Below are 16,181 nucleotides of genomic sequence, written 5' to 3' on the forward strand. Positions count from 1 at the left end.
CGGCCCCCCGGTCGCGCCGGAACGGGCGCGGGCCGGGGACGCCGTCGTGGTCGTCCTGCACGACCTGGCCCTCGCCGCCGCCGACGCCCACCGGCCGACTTATTCACCGAGACCCTCCTCTCGAAGGTCTACGAGCACCCGGTCGAGGTGTACGACCACCCGCGCACCGGCGCACTCGTCGTAGGTCCCAGGCGGCTGCCTTGACCGGTGCTTTGCCGGGCCGTGGCGGCTGCTTTGGGGGGCCGCAATCAAGCCGTGTCCGGGGGCGCCGCGTGAGAGCTGAATCACGACTCAGGGGGGTTTGGGTTAGGTATGGCTCAGGTAAGTTAGGGCAGCCTCACCAGTTCAGAACCTGGAGCCTGCATGCGTGCCGTCCGCCTCACCGCCACCGCCGCCACCGCGGTGGCCGCACTGACCGCCCTCTCGGCCTGCACCGCGAAGAGCGACGCCAAGGACGGCGACGCCATCCAGGTCACCGCGGCCGACAGCACGTGCGACACCTCCGCCACGTCGGCCCCGGCGGGCCAGGTCACTCTGAAGATCGAGAACAAGGGCTCGCGGGCCACCGAGGTCGAGATCCTCTTCCCGGACGACCGGATCGTCTCCGAGAAGGAGAACATCGGCCCCGGCACCAAGTACACGCTGACCGCCGAGGTGAAGGCCGGCTCCTACGAGATCGCCTGCCGCCCGGGCATGAAGGGCCACGGCGTCCGGCAGAAGCTGACGGTGACCGGCGCCGGCGCGAGCTCGAAGCGCGACCCGAAGCTGGACCAGGCCGTCGCCGGCTACCGCCAGTACGCCCAGGACCAGGCCGACGACACCGTGCCGCTCGCCCAGAAGTTCGCCGACGCCATCAAGGCCGGCGACCTGGAGGCCGCCAAGAAGGCCTACTCCCCCTCGCGCATCGGCTGGGAGCGCACCGAGCCGGTCGCGGAGTCCTTCGGTGACATCGACCCGAAGACCGACACCCGCGCCGACGGCCTGGAGAAGGGCCAGAAGTGGACCGGCTGGCACCGGCTGGAGAAGGCCCTCTGGCAGGACAAGAAGATCGGCGCCGAGGAGAAGACCCTCGCCGATCAGCTGGTGAGCGACCTCAAGGACTGGCAGCGGCGGGTCGGCAAGGCCGAGATCACCCCGACCTCCATGGCCAACGGCGCCAAGGAGCTGCTGGACGAGGTCGCCACCGGCAAGGTCACCGGCGAGGAGGACCGCTACTCGCACACCGACCTGGCCGACTTCAAGGCGAACGTCGAGGGCGCGCAGCAGGCGTACGAGCTGCTGAAGCCGGTCGCCTCGAAGAACGACCCGGCGCTGACCAAGGAGCTGGACCAGCAGTTCACCGCGCTGAACGGCGTGCTGGCCAAGTACCGCACCGGCAAGGCCTCCTCCGACTTCGTCTCCTACGACAAGGTCACCAAGGACCAGCGCAAGGAGCTGTCGGACTCGGTGAACGCGCTCGCCGAGCCGCTGTCGAAGCTCGCCGCCGCGGTCGTGAAGTAGCCGACGGCGTGGAGGGTGAAGCGATGACCGAGACCCAGGGCGGCAGCCCGTCCCGCCGGGCGCTGCTCGGCTGGGGCGGTGCCGGGCTCGCGCTCGGTGCCGCCGTGGCCGGCGGCGCGGTCGCGATGGCCGAGGCCGGCGACGACCTGGACCCGGCGGCGGACGCCGGCGGCGCGGTGGAGTTCCACGGCGCCCACCAGGCCGGCATCGCCACCCCGGTCCAGGACCGGCTGCACTTCGCCGCGTTCGACGTGAAGACCGACGACCGCGACGCCTTCGTCCAGTTGCTGAAGGACTGGACGGCGGCGGCCCGGCGGATGACCGCCGGCAAGGCGGTCGGCGAGGGCGCCTACGGCGGGCTCGCCGAGGCTCCCCCGGACGACACCGGCGAGGCCCTGGGCCTCAAGCCCAACCGCCTCACCCTCACCCTCGGCTTCGGCCCCTCCCTCTTCGAGCGGTTCGGCCTGGCGGACCGCCGCCCGGCCGCCCTGGCCGACCTGCCGCGGTTCCCCGGCGACAACCTGGACCGCTCCCGCACCGGCGGCGACCTGTGCGTGCAGGCCTGCGCCGACGACCCGCAGGTCGCCGTGCACGCCATCCGCAACCTGGCCCGCATCGGCTTCGGCACGGTCGCCATCCGCTGGTCCCAGCTCGGCTTCGGCAAGACCTCCTCCACCACCCCGGACGCCCAGACCCCCCGCAACCTCATGGGGTTCAAGGACGGCACCCGCAACATCGCGGGCACCGAGACCGGGCGGCTGAAGAAGTACGTGTGGGTCGAGGAGTCGGACACCGACGCCAGGTCGGCCTGGATGACCGGCGGTTCGTACCTGGTCGCCCGCCGTATCCGGATGAACATCGAGACCTGGGACCGCACCTCGCTCCAGGAGCAGGAGGACGTGTTCGGGCGGGACAAGCGCGAGGGCGCCCCCGTCGGCAAGGCCAAGGAGCACGACGCGCCGTTCCTGAAGGCCATGAAGCCGGACGCGCACGTACGGCTCGCGCACCCCGACTCCAACGACGGGGTCACCATCCTGCGCCGTGGCTACTCCTTCACCGACGGCACCGACGGCCTCGGCCGGCTGGACGCCGGCCTGTTCTTCCTGGCCTACCAGCGCGATGTCCGCAAGGGCTTCATCCCGCTCCAGCGGCGGCTGTCCGCCAAGGACGCGCTCAACGAGTACATCCAGCACGTGGGTTCGGCGGTCTTCGCGGTCCCCCCAGGCGTCCGGGACTCCCACGACTGGTGGGGCCGGACGCTGTTCTCCGAGGAGGCGTAGCCCGTGTTCTCCAACTACCTCATCGGTCTGCGCGAGGGCCTGGAGGCGTCGCTCGTCGTCTGCATCCTGATCGCCTACCTGGTCAAGACCGACCGCCGGGACGCCCTGCGGCCCATCTGGACCGGCATCGCCATCGCGATCGCCATCGCCATGGGCTTCGGCTGCGCCCTGGAGTTCGGCTCCCAGGAGATGACCTTCCAGGCGCAGGAGGCGCTCGGCGGCTCGCTGTCCATCGTCGCCGTGGGCCTGGTGACCTGGATGGTGTTCTGGATGCGGCGCACCGCCCGGCACCTGAGGTCGGAGCTGCACGGCAAGCTGGACGCCGCCCTCGCCCTCGGCACCGGCGCGCTGGTCGCCACCGCGTTCCTCGCCGTCGGCCGGGAGGGCCTGGAGACCGCCCTGTTCGTGTGGGCCTCCGTGCACGCCGCCTCCGACGGCACCCCGCGCCCGCTGGTCGGCGTCGCCCTCGGCCTGGCCACCGCGGTACTGCTCGGCTGGCTGTTCTACCGGGGCGCCCTGAAGATCAACCTGGCGAAGTTCTTCACCTGGACCGGCGGCATGCTGGTCGTGGTCGCGGCGGGCGTGCTGGCGTACGGCTTCCACGACCTCCAGGAGGCCGACTGGATCCCGGGCCTGACGAACCTGGCCTTCGACATCAGCGACGCCATCCCGCCGGACAGCTGGTACGGCACCCTGCTCAAGGGCGTGTTCAACTTCCAGCCGGACCCGACGGTCGTCCAGATCACGGTGTGGCTGCTGTACCTGGTCCCGACGCTCACGATCTTCCTGCTCCCGGTAGGGTTCGCCTCCGGGAAGGGGAAGGTGAAGGAGCCCGATGACCAGGGAACGCAGCCGTCGACGCCTTCGCAGGCGTGACCGCGACGCACTCATAGCGGCGGCGCTGACCGCCTTGTCCCTGACGGCGAGCGGCTGTGTGGTGGTGCACGGGGAGAGGGTCCAACTCCCCGCCACCACCCGGGCCGAGGCCGCCAGGGCGCTCACCGCCTTCACCGCCGCGTACAACAAGGCCGACGAGGCCTACGACAGTTCCCTCGACGCGCCTTACGTCACCGGCCCGTTGGCCGACATCGACGCCGCGCGGCTGAAGGCGGGCCACGCCAACAGCCCGTCGGGCAACGCGCACCACGCCCCGCTGAAGCTGACCGACCCGAAGTTCACGATCCCGAAGAAGGCCGGCTGGCCGCGCTGGTTCGTCGCCGACGCGCGGGGCAACAAGGGCGGGAACTACCGCTGGGTGCTGGTGTTCCGGCGGGACGGCCTGGACGAGCGCTGGCAGGTGGCATATCTGACGCTGATGCGGCCGGGCACCGTGCCGCGCTTGCGCACCGACGCGGACGGCTGGGCACGGGCCGTACCGGCCGGCGCGACCGGTCTCGCCGTCCGGCCCCAGGACCTGAGCGAGACGTACACCGGGTATCTCAAGAGCGGCGGCAAGGAGTTCGCGGCCGGCGGCGCCACCAGCGGACTGCGCGCGAGCCGGGCGAAGGAGGCCGAGAAGCCCGGCCTGGTACGGCAGTTCATCGACGAGCCGCTCACCCGTGACGCCTACGCGCCGCTCGCCCTGCGCACGGCGGACGGCGGGGCGCTGGTGTTCTTCACCAGCCGCCACTTCGAGAAGCTGACCGCCGCGCAGGGCGCCTCGGTGCCGGCCCAGAACAAGGACGTACGGGCCCTGACCAAGGGCGAGGTGAAGCAGTCCCTGACCCTGGAGACGATCTCCAACCAGGCCGCCCTCGACCCGGCGGGCGGCGGCCCGGTGCGGCTGCTGGGCCGCGTCCAGGGCCTGACGTCGGCCCAGGGCGACTGAACCGCGCGGGCGGTGACCGTCAGCGCAGCGGCCAGGTCGCGTCCGAGTGACCGGGCTCCGCGCCGACGTGCCGGGCGCAGGCGTCGGTGAGCGTCTCCAGCAGGCTCAGCGGATCGGTGAGCGGCAGCTCCGGGCCGCGCAGCCAGCGCACCCCCGGCCCGTCTTCGGACAGGCGGGCGGGCGGGACGAGCACGTAGGAGCCCCGACAGTGCCAGCGCAGGCCGGGATGCTCGTCCATGGTCTCGGGGCGGCAGTCCAGCTCGCAGGGCCACCACTCGTCCTCGTCCTCCGGGGTGCCCCGGGTGAGGGTGAAGAACAGCATGCGGTCGTCGTCGCTCTCGGCGACCGGGCCGACCTCGACACCGGCGCCGAGCAGCCGCTCCAGCGCCTCCCGGCCCGCCTCCAGGGGCACGTCCAGCACGTCGTGGACCATGCCGGTGGCGGTGACGAAGTTGGCCCCCGGCTGGTGCCGGGCCCACCGCTCGATCTGGGCGTGGTCGGTCGTGGACTGGGTCTGCCAGGCGAACGACACCGGGTGCCGGGCCGGGGTGGGACAGCCGACGCGGTCGCAGGAGCACCGGTAGCCGGGGGCGGGGTGGGCGGCGGGGGCCAGCGGCAGGCCCGCGTCGGCGGCGGCGAGCAGCAGGGCCTCACGCCCGCCGTCGCCTGCGGCCTCCCTCGGGCGGCGGCCCAGCAGCCATTGGGAGAGCCTGCCCTGCCGGCCGGACCGGCCGTCGAACGTCCCGCTCATCTGTCCCCTCGCCTCGCTGGTGTGCGGACAGCATGCCTCATGGTCCCACCTTTGTGTGCTTCGGGGGGCCCGTGGGCGGATGCGGGCGGTTGCGGCCGAGACGTGCCTCACAGGGAGGCGGACGGGTCAGCGCGGGGCGAGGCCGTACAGGGCGTAGTCGACCAGAGTGTCCGTGTAGTCGTGGGAGATCGGCCCGGTGTGCTGGAGCCAGCGCTGCGCGAGGGGCGAGACGAACAGCTCCAGCGCGATCCTCGGGTCCACGTCGGGCCGTACGGCGCCCGCCTCGCGCGCGGCGCGCAGCCGGTCGACGTACCGCTGGAGCTGCGGTTCGAGCAGCCGGGCCACGTACCGCCGGCCCAGTTCCTCGTTGACCAGGCCCTCGGCGGCCAGGGCGCGGGCCGGGGCGTCGAAACGGGGGTCGAGGAATTCGTCCACCGTGGCCCGCAGGACGGCCTTGAGGTCGGCGGCCAGGTCCCCGGTGTCCGGCAGCGCGGGGGTCTCCTGCCCGGCCGCCCGCGCCGCCTGCTCCCCGAGGTCCAGGAATGCCTCCAGCAGGACGTCCGCCTTCGCCGGCCACCACCGGTAGATGGTCTGCTTCCCGACCCCGGCCCGCGCGGCGATGCCCTCGACGGTGGTCCTCGGGTAACCGATCTCCCCGACCAGGGCGAGGGCGGCGGCGTAGATCGCCCGCCGGGACTTCTCGCTGCGGCGGGTGGCGTCGGGGGCGGGGTTCTTGACCATGGGGTGAACGTAACAAGGCGCGGGGGGCGGTGGTGGCGGTCAGGCCCGTTGATCGGCCGGGGGCCAGGCGTCGCCCCAGTCGGCGTCGCGGGCGGCCTTGTACAGGTCGCCGTGGCGCTTGGTGACCGTCGTACGGCTCAGCCGCCCGTCCGGCTCGCACAGGTCGAGCAGCACCTGCCCCTTGCGGATCTGTGGGCGCCGTACGACGCGGGAGGGGGCCGGGTGCGCGGGCAGCCGGGTCGCGGCGACGTACGAAAACTTCTCGTCCTCGTACGCCAGTGAGCCGCCTTTGACCTGCCGGTGCAGCGAGGAGCGGCCGACGCGGGCCGAGAAGTGGCACCAGTCCCGGCCGGGCTCGATCGGGCAGGCGGCGCTGTGCGGGCAGGGGGCCGCCACCCGGAAGCCGGCCGCGATCAGGCGGTCCCGGGCCTCGATGACCCGGGCGTACCCGGCGGGGGTGCCGGCCTCGACGATCACGACGGTACGGGCGGCCCGCGCGGCGGTGTCCACGAGGGCGGCGCGGTCGGCTTCGGCGAGTTCGTTCAGCACGTACGACACCGTGACCAGGTCGGTGTCGTCCAGGGTGAGGCCGGTGCCGATGCGGGCGCGCTGCCAGCGGGCCGCGGTGAGGTCCGGGTGCGCGGCGGCGATCTCCCGGCCGAGGGCGAGGGCGGGTTCGGCCCAGTCCAGGACGGTCACCGGGCGGGTGCCGGGCCAGGTGTCCGCCACGGCCCAGGTGGCGGCGCCGGTGCCGCCACCGATGTCGGTGTGGCTCGCCGGCGCCCAGTCGGGGACGGTGGCGGCGAACGCGGCCAGGGCGCCGGCCACGGCCTCGAAGGTGGCCGGCATGCGGTAGGCGGCGTAGGCGGCGACGTCCGCGCGGTCGCGCAGGATCGGGGCGTCGGTGGGGGTGGCTCCGCGGTAGTTGGCGATGAGCCGCTCGACGGCCGCGCCGACGGCACGGGGCGGCAGCCCGTCGAGAAGCTCGGCCAGGGCGGTGCGGAGGGGGTCGTTCACCCGGGAATTCTACGGCGCGGTGTGTTCGCCTCGACCCCTCGCCCACCCGTCCGACTCGGCCGACCGGGAGGGCACCGAGCGGTAGCTGTCCTGCGTCGGGTGGTGTGGGGTGCGCTTGGGTGGTGTGGGGTGCGCTTGGGGAGTGCCGGGGACGTGCGGATGCGGCACGGGGGATCGCGAGCATGGCCCCGGCCGCGCGCCCCCGGCCTGGCCGGCCTGGCCGTCCCCGACCCGCCCGCCGGCTACCCGGCACACCAGCCCTCGCCCCTCCCCCGGACCACCGGCCCACAGCACCTCAGCCGCCCCGAGCCTCACTTCCGCCGCCCTCCGGGCGCACCTCCCTCACACCACCGCCCGTGCCAAATGACCGGCCAATCGGACCCTCGGCGCGTTCGACGCGGGCCGTCGGACGGGATGGACCCTGTTGGTGAGAAGGACGAGGAAGGTGTCCGTGGCCGGGTCGAGGGTGAGGGACGTGCCCGTGAAGCCCGTGTGGCCCGCCGCGCCGTGCCCCGCGAGGTCGCCCATGAACCACGGCTGGTCGAGGGCGAAGCCGAGGCCGGGCGGGGTCAGGAGGAGTTCCACGAAGTCGGGGCCGAGGATGCGCGCGGGGCCGTAGGAGCCGCCGGCGAGCAGGGTCCGGCAGAAGACCGCCAGGTCGGGCGCGGTGGAGAAGAGGCCCGCGTGACCGGCGACCCCGCCGAGCGCCCACGCGTTCTCGTCGTGGACCACCCCGCGCAGCATCCCCCGGCGGGCCTTGGCCCACGGCGGCCGCTGGTCCTCGGTGGCCGCCGCGCCGGGGCACGGACCGAAGCCGGTGGCGGTCATGCCGAGCGGCCGGGTGATCCCGTCCCGGATGACGACGTCGAGCGTCCGGCCGGTGACGCGCTCCAGCACGAACTGGAGCAGGAGCATGTTGAGGTCCGAGTACAGCACCGTGCCCGGCGGCGTGATCGGCGCCTCCGCCCGCAGCGCCGCCATCCGCGCCGCGTCGTCCGGGCAGTCGTACAGGGGCAGTTCGGGGCGCAGCCCGCTGGTGTGGGTGAGCAGGTGCCGCACGGTGATCCCGTGTACGGCCGCCGCGCGGAAGTCGGGCAGGAAGTCGCCGACCCGCGCGTCCACGCCGAGGGTGCCCCGCTCGATCTGCTGCACGGCGGCGACGGACGTGAACAGCTTGGTCAGGGACGCCAGGTCGAAGGGCGTGTCCACGGTGGCCGGGACCCGCGCAGCGGGCGGCAGTTCGACGCCGGTGTCGCTCTCGGGGTCGTAGGACGCGTACCGCACGGCCCAGCCCGCCGCCTCGGCCACGGCGATCACCGGCCCGCGCCCGGCCACCGCGACGGCGCCGGGTGCCCAGGGGCGCGCCCCGGCGGTGAGGGCGTGCACCTCGCCGACCAGGTGCCCGAGTTCGACGGGGTCGAGACCCGCCCGCTCGGGTGTGTCGACGCGCAGTCTCGGTGCGCTCAGTTCCGCTCTCCCTCCGGGCCCGACCCCGCACGCGCGTTCCCGCGTGCCGTCCAGGGACGGCACATTCCCACGAAGCAGGCCGTCGCGACCAGTGCTCCCGACAGCTGGACGACGGCCATGGGGACGGCGGTGTGCTCGCCGGCGACACCGACCAGCGGCGAGGCGACCGCGCCGACGAGGAAGGAGGAGGTGCCGAGCAGCGCGGAGGCGGAGCCGGCGGCGTGCCGGACGCGCAGCAGGGCGAGGGTCTGGGCGTTGGGGAGGGTGACGCCCATCGCCGACATGAGGACGAAGAGGGCGGCGGCGACCGGCACCAGGCCGACCTCGCCGAAGACCCCGGCGGACATCAGCAGCAGGGCCGTCGCGGCGAGCACGATCACCGCGAGGCCCACCGCGAGCACCTTCTCCAGCGCGACCCGGCCGACCAGCACCTTGCCGTTGAGCTGTCCGGCGGCCACCAGACCGACAGAGTTGAGGCCGAACAGCAGGCTGAAGGTCTGCGGGGAGGCGCCGTAGATCTCCTGGATGACGAACGGCGAGGCGGAGACGTAGGCGAACAGCGCGGCGAAGGCGAAGCCGCCGGCGAGCATGTAGCCGGTGAAGGGGAGGTCGGCCAGCAGCCGGCGCATGGCGCGCAGGGCCTCCCCCGCTCCCCCGGCGTGCCGTTCGGCGGGCTCCAGCGTCTCGGGCAGCCGGACCCAGACCAGCGCGAGCAGCGCGGCGCCGACGACGGTGAGGACCACGAACACCCCGCGCCAGTCCGTGAAGCGCAGGATCTGCCCGCCGATCAGCGGGGCCACGATGGGGGCGGCCCCGGAGATCAGCATCAGGGTGGAGAAGAAGCGGGCCATGGCGACCCCGTCGTACAGGTCGCGTACGACGGCCCGCGCGATGACGACGCCGGCGGCCCCGGCGAGGCCCTGCACCAGCCGGAACGCGATCAGGGTCTCGACGGTGGGCGCGAGGGCGCACAGGGCGGTGGCGACGAGGTAGACGGCGAGACCGGCGAGCAGCGGGCGGCGCCGGCCCCAGCGGTCACTCATCGGGCCGACCAGCAGCTGGCCGAGCGCGAGCCCGGCCATGCAGGCGGTCAGCGTGAGCTGGACGGTGACGGCGGGGGCGTCCAGCGAGCGGGTGACCTCGGGCAGCGACGGGAGGTACATGTCCATCGCGAGCGGGGTCGTCGCGGTGAGCGCGCCGAGCATCAGGGTGATGAGCGCCCCGGCGGGACGCCGGTGGCGGTCCGGTGCCGGTGTGGCGGCGGACCCGGGTGCCGGGTCCGGTGTCGGTGCCGGGTCCGGTGCCGGTGCCGGTGCCGGTGCCGGTGCCGGGTCCGATGCCGGTACCGGCGCGTGCTCGGCCATGTGCCCCTCCCTCTGCTGACTTCTGCTGACTTCTGCTGACCTCTGCCGCCCTCTGCCGCTGGGCCGCACCCATGCTCTCAGCTCGTACGCGATGCCGGGGAACGCGTGAGCGAGACGGGGCGGATGCGGGCAGGCCCGCATCCGGTACGGGCGGGCCCGGAGCTGGAACGGGCCGGCCCGTATGGCGGACATCGGATTCCGCATCGCGGACTCGACGCCTACGCTGCGGTGCCATGACTGACAGGAACTCGAAGATCGCGGTGGTGACGGGTGCCGGTTCCGGCATCGGACGGGCGGTCAGCGCGGAGCTGCTGCGGCACGGCTGGTCGGTGGCGCTGGCCGGCCGGCGCGCCGGGACGCTGGAGGAGACGGCGGCGCTGGTGCCGGAGGGTGCCGCGCTCCCCGTGCGCACGGACGTGTCCCACCCCGAGGAGGTGGAGGCGCTGTTCACGGCGGCCGTGGACCGGTTCGGCCGGGTGGACCTGCTGTTCAACAACGCGGGGACGTTCGGGCCGGGCGGGGTGCCGGTGGAGGAACTGCCGTACGAGGCCTGGCGGCACGTGGTGGACACCAACCTCAACGGGGCGTTCCTGTGCGCGCGGGCGGCGTACCGGCGGATGAAGGAGCAGGACCCGCGGGGCGGCCGGATCATCAACAACGGCTCCGTCTCGGCGCACGCCCCCCGCCCCCACTCGGTGGCCTACACCGCGACCAAGCACGCGCTGACCGGCCTGACCAAGTCGCTGTCGCTGGACGGACGGCCGTACGGCATCGCGGTCGGGCAGATCGACATCGGCAACGCGGCGACCGACATGACGGCCGGGATGCGGACGGGCGCGCTGCAGGCGAACGGGGGAGTAGCCCCGGAACCGGTGATGGACGTGGCGGATGTGGCGCGCACGGTGCGGCACATGGCGGAACTGCCGCTGGAGGCGAACGTGCAGTTCGCGACGGTGCTGGCGACGGCGATGCCGTACGTCGGTCGCGGCTGAGGGCGCCCGCACAACCGGAGTTGACGCATCCGCGGTATTGCGGCCGGTCGGGAACATGTGCTCAACTCTTCTGCACGAGAGCTTCACAGTTGGAGCACATCGATTCCACCGGCCACACCGAGGGGGGAGTCGGCGGCCGTTCCACGGGACCGGAAGTGGGGGTGGACCCCGCGTGCGAGCGCGGGGTACGCACCGGTCGGTGGAACGGCCGCCGCGAAACGTCAGCGGCGGTGCCTGCCCGCGGAGTCCGGGGTGTCCGGGTCGGCAGAGGCTGTCCTGCGGCGCCGGCGCAGCGCCCAGACCCCGGCGCCCAGCAGCGCGGCGGTGCCCGCGGCGCCCTCGGCCAGATGCCAGGGCGAGTCGGTCTTCACCGCGGTGCCCTGTGCGCCGGCCGCCGCCCGGACCGCCTTGTGCATCGGTGCCGGGCTCGCACCGCCCTCGCTGAGCGGATCGACCAGCGCGCCGACGGACCGGGCCGTACGCCCGGTGCCGAAGCCCCAGTCCAGCAGGGCGGCGGCGTGCTCGTAGACGGCGTTGCTGCCGGCGGTGGGGTGCATGACGGTGACCAGCAGGGTGCGCCCACCGCGTACGGCGGCCCCGGTGAAGGTGTTGCCGGCGTGGCTGGTGTAACCGTTCTTCACGCCGATGAGGCCGTCGTACGTCTGCAGGCCCCACGCGCCGGTCAGCAGGCGGTCGGTGTTCTGGATCTGGAAGGTCTTCTTGCCGCCGGCCGGGAAGTCGGCGGTGCGGGTGCCGCAGTAGCCGCGGAAGTCGGCGTCCTTCAGGCCGTGGCGGGCGAAGAGCGTGAGGTCGTAGGCGGAGGAGATCTGCCCCGGGTGGTCGAAGCCGTCCGGGCTGACCACATGGGTGTCCAGGGCCTGCAGGTCGCGCGCCTTGGCCTGCATCTCCGTGACGGTCTTGGCGACACCGCCGTTCATGTGGGAGAGCACGTGCACGGCGTCGTTGCCCGAGCGCAGGAACACGCCCTGCCACAGCTGCTCGACGGTGTAGGTGATGCCGGGCTTGACGCCGACGAGGCTGGAGCCGGCGGGGATGTCGGCGAGGTCGGCGTCGGTCACGTGGTAGCGCGCGGTGCGGTCGAACTTCTTCAGCACGGTGTCCGCGAACAGCATCTTCAGCGTGGACGCGGGCGCGAGCCGCTGGTGGGCGCCGAAGGAGGCGAGCACCTCCCCGGTCTCCCAGTCGGCGACCAGCCAGGAGCGGGCGGTGAGCTTGGATGGCAGGCCGCCGACGCCGCGCACCTGGACGCCGCCGCGGGCCAGCCGCTCACCGCCCACGATGTTCGCCTCGGCGGCTTCGGCGGCCGGGGGCAGGGCGGGAACGGCGGCCGTGGACAGGGGGAGGGCGGCGGCCGTCAGCCCGAGGACGGCACGCCGGCTGAGCCGGGAACTTTCACGCACCCGGGGACCGTACACCGCGTCGAGCAGGGCTTTAGCGACCGGTGGTCCGCCAAGGGATGGAATTTGCCGCGTTATGAAAATCCCACGAACCGATGGAGGGGTACGACGGTCATGCCTGCCCGGTCTCGAACCGGGAGATGCGGCCGTCGTCGTCCACGGTGAACGACCAGCGGGTGCGCATCTCGCCCCAGGCGTCGTTGCGGTAGCGGGCGAGTAGGGTGTGGCCGCCGTCGGACTCGTTGTCCACGTCCAGGTGGCCGTGGGACGAGAAGATCTCCCGGTCGATCCAGTCGTCGAGGTCGCGGTCCGAGCCGTCGTCGGACATGGTCGCACCCGGCGCCAGCAGCGCCAGGAAGCCGTCGCGGTCGTGGGAGTTCACGGCGCTCACGAAGGCCCGGACGGCCGGATCGCTGAGTCTGGCTGGCTGAATCGTCATGCGGCCAGGCTCACACCGCCCCGCCGGCCCCGCCACCCGAACGCCCGCGAGGACGGGCCCGGCGGTGTGGCCGATGCGAGGCTGAGAACGCGGAAGGACCTGTCCGCCCGCTCCATCTGCTTTCTGGGGAGTCACTGTGACGTGTTACGACCGACGCGATGTGGGCCTGCTGCTGCTCCGGCTGGGCACCGGCGGGGCGCTGTTCGCGCACGGCGCGCAGAAGCTGTTCGGCTGGTTCGGCGGGCACGGCCTGGAAGGCACCGGCCAGTTCATGGAGTCCATCGGCTACGCGCCCGGCAAGCCGAGTGCCGCCGCGGCGGGGCTGGCGGAGGCCGGGGGCGGCGCCCTGCTGGCTCTGGGCCTGGCGACGCCGGCGGCGGGCGCGGCGGCGGCCGGCGCGATGGCGGGAGCGGCCGCCCTGCACGCGCCGAACGGCTTCTTCGCCCAGGGGGGCGGCCTCGAACACCCGGCGGGCCTCGGCCTGACCGCCGCCGGCCTCGCCGTCACCGGCCCCGGCCGCCTCTCCCTGGACCACGCCCTCGGCCACACCCTCGACCGCACCTGGATGGTCCCGACCGCCCTGGCCGTCACGGCGGCGGCGACGGCCGCGGTGATCACAGCGCGGAGCCGCCGGCTGCGGGCGCGGGAGGAGGGGGCGCAGGAGGCGTTGTTCGAGGAGTGAGGGGTGGCGCGTGCCCACCACCTCGCCGCGGCGGCCGTCGTCGCTTGTGCGGCTGTAGGGTCGCGCACCGGCGTCCGTGACGCGCACCTCCTGCACGTCGGAACCCGTCGCAGCTGCCGAAAGCTTGGCGTGACCGGCGCCCTGATCGGCCACGCACCGCGTTGCGCTCGGGATGCCGGCTTCGACCGGGCGAGCATCGAAGTGGACGCCGGCTCCCGGCCGCCGGACCGGTGGACGCCGATGATTCCCGCCCCGTGCGGGAGTCTGTCATTCGACGGCGATTCCGGAAGGCGGCCCCATGTCCACCCTGCACGGCTTGCTCGAAGCCCACGTCGGTGCCGGTTCGCTGCCGGGAGCGGTGGGTCTCGTGGCCCGGGGCGGCCAGGTGGAGGCGGCGGTCGTCGGCGCGCAGGGTGCCGGTGACAGTGCCCCGATGGCGAGGGACTCCATCTTCCGGGTCGCCTCGCTCACCAAGTCCGTCACGGCCGCCGCACTGCTGATCCTCGTGGAGGAGGGCAGGACCGCACTGGACGACCCGGTCGGGATCTGGCTGCCGGAGCTGGGGAAACCGATGGTGGTACGCACGCCGGCGAGCCCGGTGGACGACGTGGTGCCGGCCGACCGGCCCATCACGGTGTTCGACGTACTGGCCTCCCAGGCCGGGTACGGATTCCCCTCCGACTTCACGCTGCCGGCGGTGCGGGAGTTGTTCACGGTGCAGAAGGACGGCCGGGTGCCGAGCGACTTCCCGCCGGCCGACGAGTGGATGGCCGCGCTCGGCCGCATCCCGCTGCTGTACCAGCCGGGCGCCGCCTGGCTGTACGACACCTGCTCCGTCCTGCAGGGGGTGCTGATCTCGCGGGTCACCGGCCGGCCGCTGCCGGAGTTCCTGGCAGAGCGGATCTTCGCGCCGCTGGGCATGGTGGACACCGGTTTCGAGGTGCCGGCCGCCAAGCGGGGCCGGTTCACCAGCTTCTACCGGCCGGGCGACGACGGCGGCCTGGAACTCGCCGACGGCCCGGACGGCGACTGGAGCAGCCTGCCCGCGCTGCCACTCGGCAACGGCGGACTGGCCTCGACCGCCGACGACTGGCTGGCCTTCTGCCGGATGCTGCTGGCCGGCGGGGCGGCGCCCGACGGCCGCCGGGTGCTGTCGGCCGACTCCGTACACATGATGACCACCGACCATACGAACCCGGCGCAGCGCGCCATCGGCCGGCTGTTCCTGGAGAGCCAGGGCTGGGGCTTCGGCGGCTCGGTCGACATCACCCGCACCAACCCGTGGAATGTCCCCGGCCGCTACGGCTGGATCGGCGGCACGGGCACCGCGGCGCACGTCGTCCCGGCCACGGCCGCGATCACCATCCTGCTGACTCAGGTGGCCGCGACGGGCCCGGCACCGGCACCGGCACCGGTGATCAGGGACTTCTGGCGGTACGCGGCGGGCGCCTGACACGCCCGACGCCCGCCTGTAGCAAGAAGCCGGAGGCAGTGGCAGACGAGTCGGGCTGTACGCCGGGTTCTGTTCCGAGGGGTCCTCGCGGGTCCCTCGGCGACGGCCATCCATCTAGGACCGGTGTTGCCACCGGTCTCGTGCGGTCTACCCGCGGACTCGGGCGGGCAGCCCTCGAACGTCCGCGCAGAAACACCGGGGTGTTTCCTTTTGACCTTGCTCCGGGTGGGGTTTACCTAGCTGCCCAGGTCACCCTGGGCACTGGTGGTCTCTTACACCACCGTTTCACCCTTACCCGGCGCCTGAGCGCCGGGCGGTCTGTTTTCTGTGGCACTGTCCCGCGGGTCACCCCGGGTGGCCGTTAGCCATCACCCTGCCCTGTGGAGCCCGGACGTTCCTCGGGAAGCCCCGTAGGGGACTCCACGCGGCCGCCCGCCCGGCTCGTCTGCCGTGCCGACCATGGTACCGGGCGGGTGCGGGGGCGCCGACCATCGTCCATCGCCCGCCAGTCCGCCGTAGCGGGACGCGTCAGGCTTGCAGGCCCGCCCGTTCCAGTGCGGTGAACGCGGTCTCCAGGCGGGTGCGGTGGGTCCGGGCCACCTCGGTCACCGGGGTGTCCACCACCAGCGCGCGTACGGAGGTGAGGAAGACCGTGCGGTACGCGGCGACGGTCAGGGCCGCCATCAGGGCCGGATCGGGGACCGTCGTCTCGGCCAGGGCGCCGGCCAGGGCCCGCTCCACCTCGTCGGCGCCCTCGCGGGCGCGGGCGCGCAGGGCCGGGGAGGCGACCAGGATTCCCCAGAAGGGGGCGAAGGTCTCCCCCACGCCGGACAGCGGGTGCCCCTCATCCAGCAGGCGGAGGGCCAGGCGGCGGAGGGCGGCGAGCGGGGGCTCGTCGGGGGCGCGGTCGCGTACGGCGCCGGCGAAGAGTTCGGCGGCCTGCGGGATGCGGTCGAGGAACAGGTCCTCCTTGCGCGGGAAGTAGTTGAAGACCGTCATCGTCGAGACCCCGGCCGCGCGGGCGACCTCGGCGACCGTCACCTCGTCGAAGCCGCGCTCCCGGAACAGGCCTGTGGCGATGTCCGAGATCCGCTGCCGCGTCTCGCGCTTCTTGCGCTCCCTCAGGGGGAGTTCGGCGGTTGCTTCGGCGGACGCCTCGGGTTCCGTGTTCTTCGTCACGGGGTTCTTCGTCACGGGCAAAGGATAGCTGAAGGTGTAGCAGATATAAATTTATAGTCGCTACAGTTTG

At 73.2% G+C, this 16,181-nt stretch carries 15 protein-coding genes, 1 other RNA gene and 1 pseudogene; 8 read left to right on the forward strand and 9 right to left on the reverse strand.

Annotation, left to right across the window (positions count from 1 at the left end; all coding sequences use genetic code 11):
• Positions 1–19 precede the first annotated feature (19 nt).
• The 5 genes and pseudogenes from NX794_RS29215 to NX794_RS29235 form a co-directional block, all read left to right on the forward strand.
• A pseudogene (locus tag NX794_RS29215) lies at positions 20–204 on the forward strand (hemin ABC transporter ATP-binding protein); the annotation flags it as partial.
• Between the two features lie 159 nt (positions 205–363).
• A complete protein-coding gene (efeO, locus tag NX794_RS29220; protein ID WP_258782306.1) occupies positions 364–1,500 on the forward strand; it encodes an iron uptake system protein EfeO in 1,137 nt (378 codons plus the stop codon).
• Positions 1,501–1,523: 23 nt separating this feature from the next.
• A complete protein-coding gene (gene efeB, locus NX794_RS29225) occupies positions 1,524–2,780 on the forward strand; it encodes an iron uptake transporter deferrochelatase/peroxidase subunit (protein ID WP_258782307.1) in 1,257 nt (418 codons plus the stop codon).
• A 3-nt stretch (positions 2,781–2,783) separates the two neighbouring features.
• Positions 2,784–3,656: an iron uptake transporter permease EfeU gene (efeU, locus tag NX794_RS29230; protein WP_258782308.1), complete on the forward strand. Its 873-nt coding sequence runs from the start codon at positions 2,784–2,786 to the stop codon at positions 3,654–3,656.
• Positions 3,616–4,608 carry an SCO2278 family lipoprotein gene (locus NX794_RS29235; protein ID WP_258782309.1) on the forward strand — a complete coding sequence of 331 codons (993 nt, stop codon included), beginning with the start codon at positions 3,616–3,618 and terminating at the stop codon, positions 4,606–4,608. The genes efeU and NX794_RS29235 overlap by 41 nt, the downstream gene beginning before the upstream one ends.
• Positions 4,609–4,627: 19 nt before the next feature.
• Here the strand turns inward: NX794_RS29235 and NX794_RS29240 are convergent, their stop codons facing one another.
• The 5 genes from NX794_RS29240 to NX794_RS29260 form a co-directional block, all read right to left on the reverse strand.
• The gene (locus NX794_RS29240) at positions 4,628–5,359 is read right to left on the reverse strand and encodes a bifunctional DNA primase/polymerase (RefSeq protein WP_258782310.1); all 732 of its coding nucleotides are present in this window, start codon (positions 5,357–5,359) and stop codon (positions 4,628–4,630) included.
• 126 nt (positions 5,360–5,485) lie between these two features.
• Positions 5,486–6,100 (reverse strand): TetR/AcrR family transcriptional regulator, encoded by a 615-nt coding sequence (locus tag NX794_RS29245; RefSeq protein ID WP_258782312.1) that lies wholly within the window; start codon positions 6,098–6,100, stop codon positions 5,486–5,488.
• Positions 6,101–6,139: 39 nt separating this feature from the next.
• A complete protein-coding gene (locus tag NX794_RS29250) occupies positions 6,140–7,117 on the reverse strand; it encodes a small ribosomal subunit Rsm22 family protein (protein ID WP_258782313.1) in 978 nt (325 codons plus the stop codon).
• A gap of 342 nt (positions 7,118–7,459) precedes the next feature.
• Entirely contained in the window at positions 7,460–8,647 is a 1,188-nt protein-coding gene (locus tag NX794_RS29255) for a serine hydrolase domain-containing protein (protein ID WP_258782314.1), read from the reverse strand.
• The gene (locus tag NX794_RS29260; protein WP_258782316.1) at positions 8,581–9,948 is read right to left on the reverse strand and encodes a multidrug effflux MFS transporter; all 1,368 of its coding nucleotides are present in this window, start codon (positions 9,946–9,948) and stop codon (positions 8,581–8,583) included. The genes NX794_RS29255 and NX794_RS29260 overlap by 67 nt, the downstream gene beginning before the upstream one ends.
• Before the next feature lie 233 nt (positions 9,949–10,181).
• Between NX794_RS29260 and NX794_RS29265 the strand changes: the two genes are divergently transcribed.
• Positions 10,182–10,940 (forward strand): SDR family oxidoreductase, encoded by a 759-nt coding sequence (locus NX794_RS29265; RefSeq protein ID WP_258782317.1) that lies wholly within the window; start codon positions 10,182–10,184, stop codon positions 10,938–10,940.
• A gap of 221 nt (positions 10,941–11,161) precedes the next feature.
• Here NX794_RS29265 and NX794_RS29270 read toward each other — a convergent pair whose 3' ends face one another.
• Together NX794_RS29270 and NX794_RS29275 are read right to left on the reverse strand one after the other, a co-directional pair.
• A complete protein-coding gene (locus NX794_RS29270) occupies positions 11,162–12,361 on the reverse strand; it encodes a D-alanyl-D-alanine carboxypeptidase family protein (protein ID WP_258782318.1) in 1,200 nt (399 codons plus the stop codon).
• Between the two features lie 109 nt (positions 12,362–12,470).
• A complete protein-coding gene (locus tag NX794_RS29275) occupies positions 12,471–12,797 on the reverse strand; it encodes a nuclear transport factor 2 family protein (protein WP_258782319.1) in 327 nt (108 codons plus the stop codon).
• A 136-nt stretch (positions 12,798–12,933) separates the two neighbouring features.
• Here NX794_RS29275 and NX794_RS29280 point away from each other — a divergent pair, with 136 nt between their 5' ends.
• The gene (locus NX794_RS29280; protein WP_258782320.1) at positions 12,934–13,479 is read left to right on the forward strand and encodes a DoxX family protein; all 546 of its coding nucleotides are present in this window, start codon (positions 12,934–12,936) and stop codon (positions 13,477–13,479) included.
• Positions 13,480–13,777: 298 nt separating this feature from the next.
• Entirely contained in the window at positions 13,778–14,932 is a 1,155-nt protein-coding gene (locus NX794_RS29285) for a serine hydrolase domain-containing protein (RefSeq protein WP_258782322.1), read from the forward strand.
• A gap of 42 nt (positions 14,933–14,974) precedes the next feature.
• Here the strand turns inward: NX794_RS29285 and rnpB are convergent.
• Positions 14,975–15,376, reverse strand: an RNA gene (gene rnpB / locus NX794_RS29290) — RNase P RNA component class A.
• 84 nt (positions 15,377–15,460) lie between these two features.
• Positions 15,461–16,126, reverse strand: coding sequence for a TetR/AcrR family transcriptional regulator (locus NX794_RS29295; RefSeq protein WP_428985981.1), 666 nt, complete (start codon positions 16,124–16,126; stop codon positions 15,461–15,463).
• Positions 16,127–16,181 lie beyond the last annotated feature (55 nt).

The sequence above is a fragment of the Streptomyces pyxinicus genome, from assembly GCF_024753135.1.
Classification (GTDB): domain Bacteria; phylum Actinomycetota; class Actinomycetes; order Streptomycetales; family Streptomycetaceae; genus Streptomyces; species Streptomyces pyxinicus.

Excerpts from the sequence above, each read along its gene's own strand:
- efeO (WP_258782306.1), top strand. The coding sequence starts at position 364 with ATGCGTGCCGTCCGCCTCACCGCCACCGCCGCCACCGCGGTGGCCGCA.
- NX794_RS29245 (WP_258782312.1), bottom strand. The coding sequence starts at position 6,100 with ATGGTCAAGAACCCCGCCCCCGACGCCACCCGCCGCAGCGAGAAGTCC.
- NX794_RS29240 (WP_258782310.1), bottom strand. The coding sequence starts at position 5,359 with ATGAGCGGGACGTTCGACGGCCGGTCCGGCCGGCAGGGCAGGCTCTCC.
- NX794_RS29265 (WP_258782317.1), top strand. The coding sequence starts at position 10,182 with ATGACTGACAGGAACTCGAAGATCGCGGTGGTGACGGGTGCCGGTTCC.
- NX794_RS29275 (WP_258782319.1), bottom strand. The coding sequence starts at position 12,797 with ATGACGATTCAGCCAGCCAGACTCAGCGATCCGGCCGTCCGGGCCTTC.
- NX794_RS29285 (WP_258782322.1), top strand. The coding sequence starts at position 13,778 with ATGTCCACCCTGCACGGCTTGCTCGAAGCCCACGTCGGTGCCGGTTCG.
- NX794_RS29235 (WP_258782309.1), top strand. The coding sequence starts at position 3,616 with ATGACCAGGGAACGCAGCCGTCGACGCCTTCGCAGGCGTGACCGCGAC.
- efeB (WP_258782307.1), top strand. The coding sequence starts at position 1,524 with ATGACCGAGACCCAGGGCGGCAGCCCGTCCCGCCGGGCGCTGCTCGGC.
- NX794_RS29260 (WP_258782316.1), bottom strand. The coding sequence starts at position 9,948 with ATGGCCGAGCACGCGCCGGTACCGGCATCGGACCCGGCACCGGCACCG.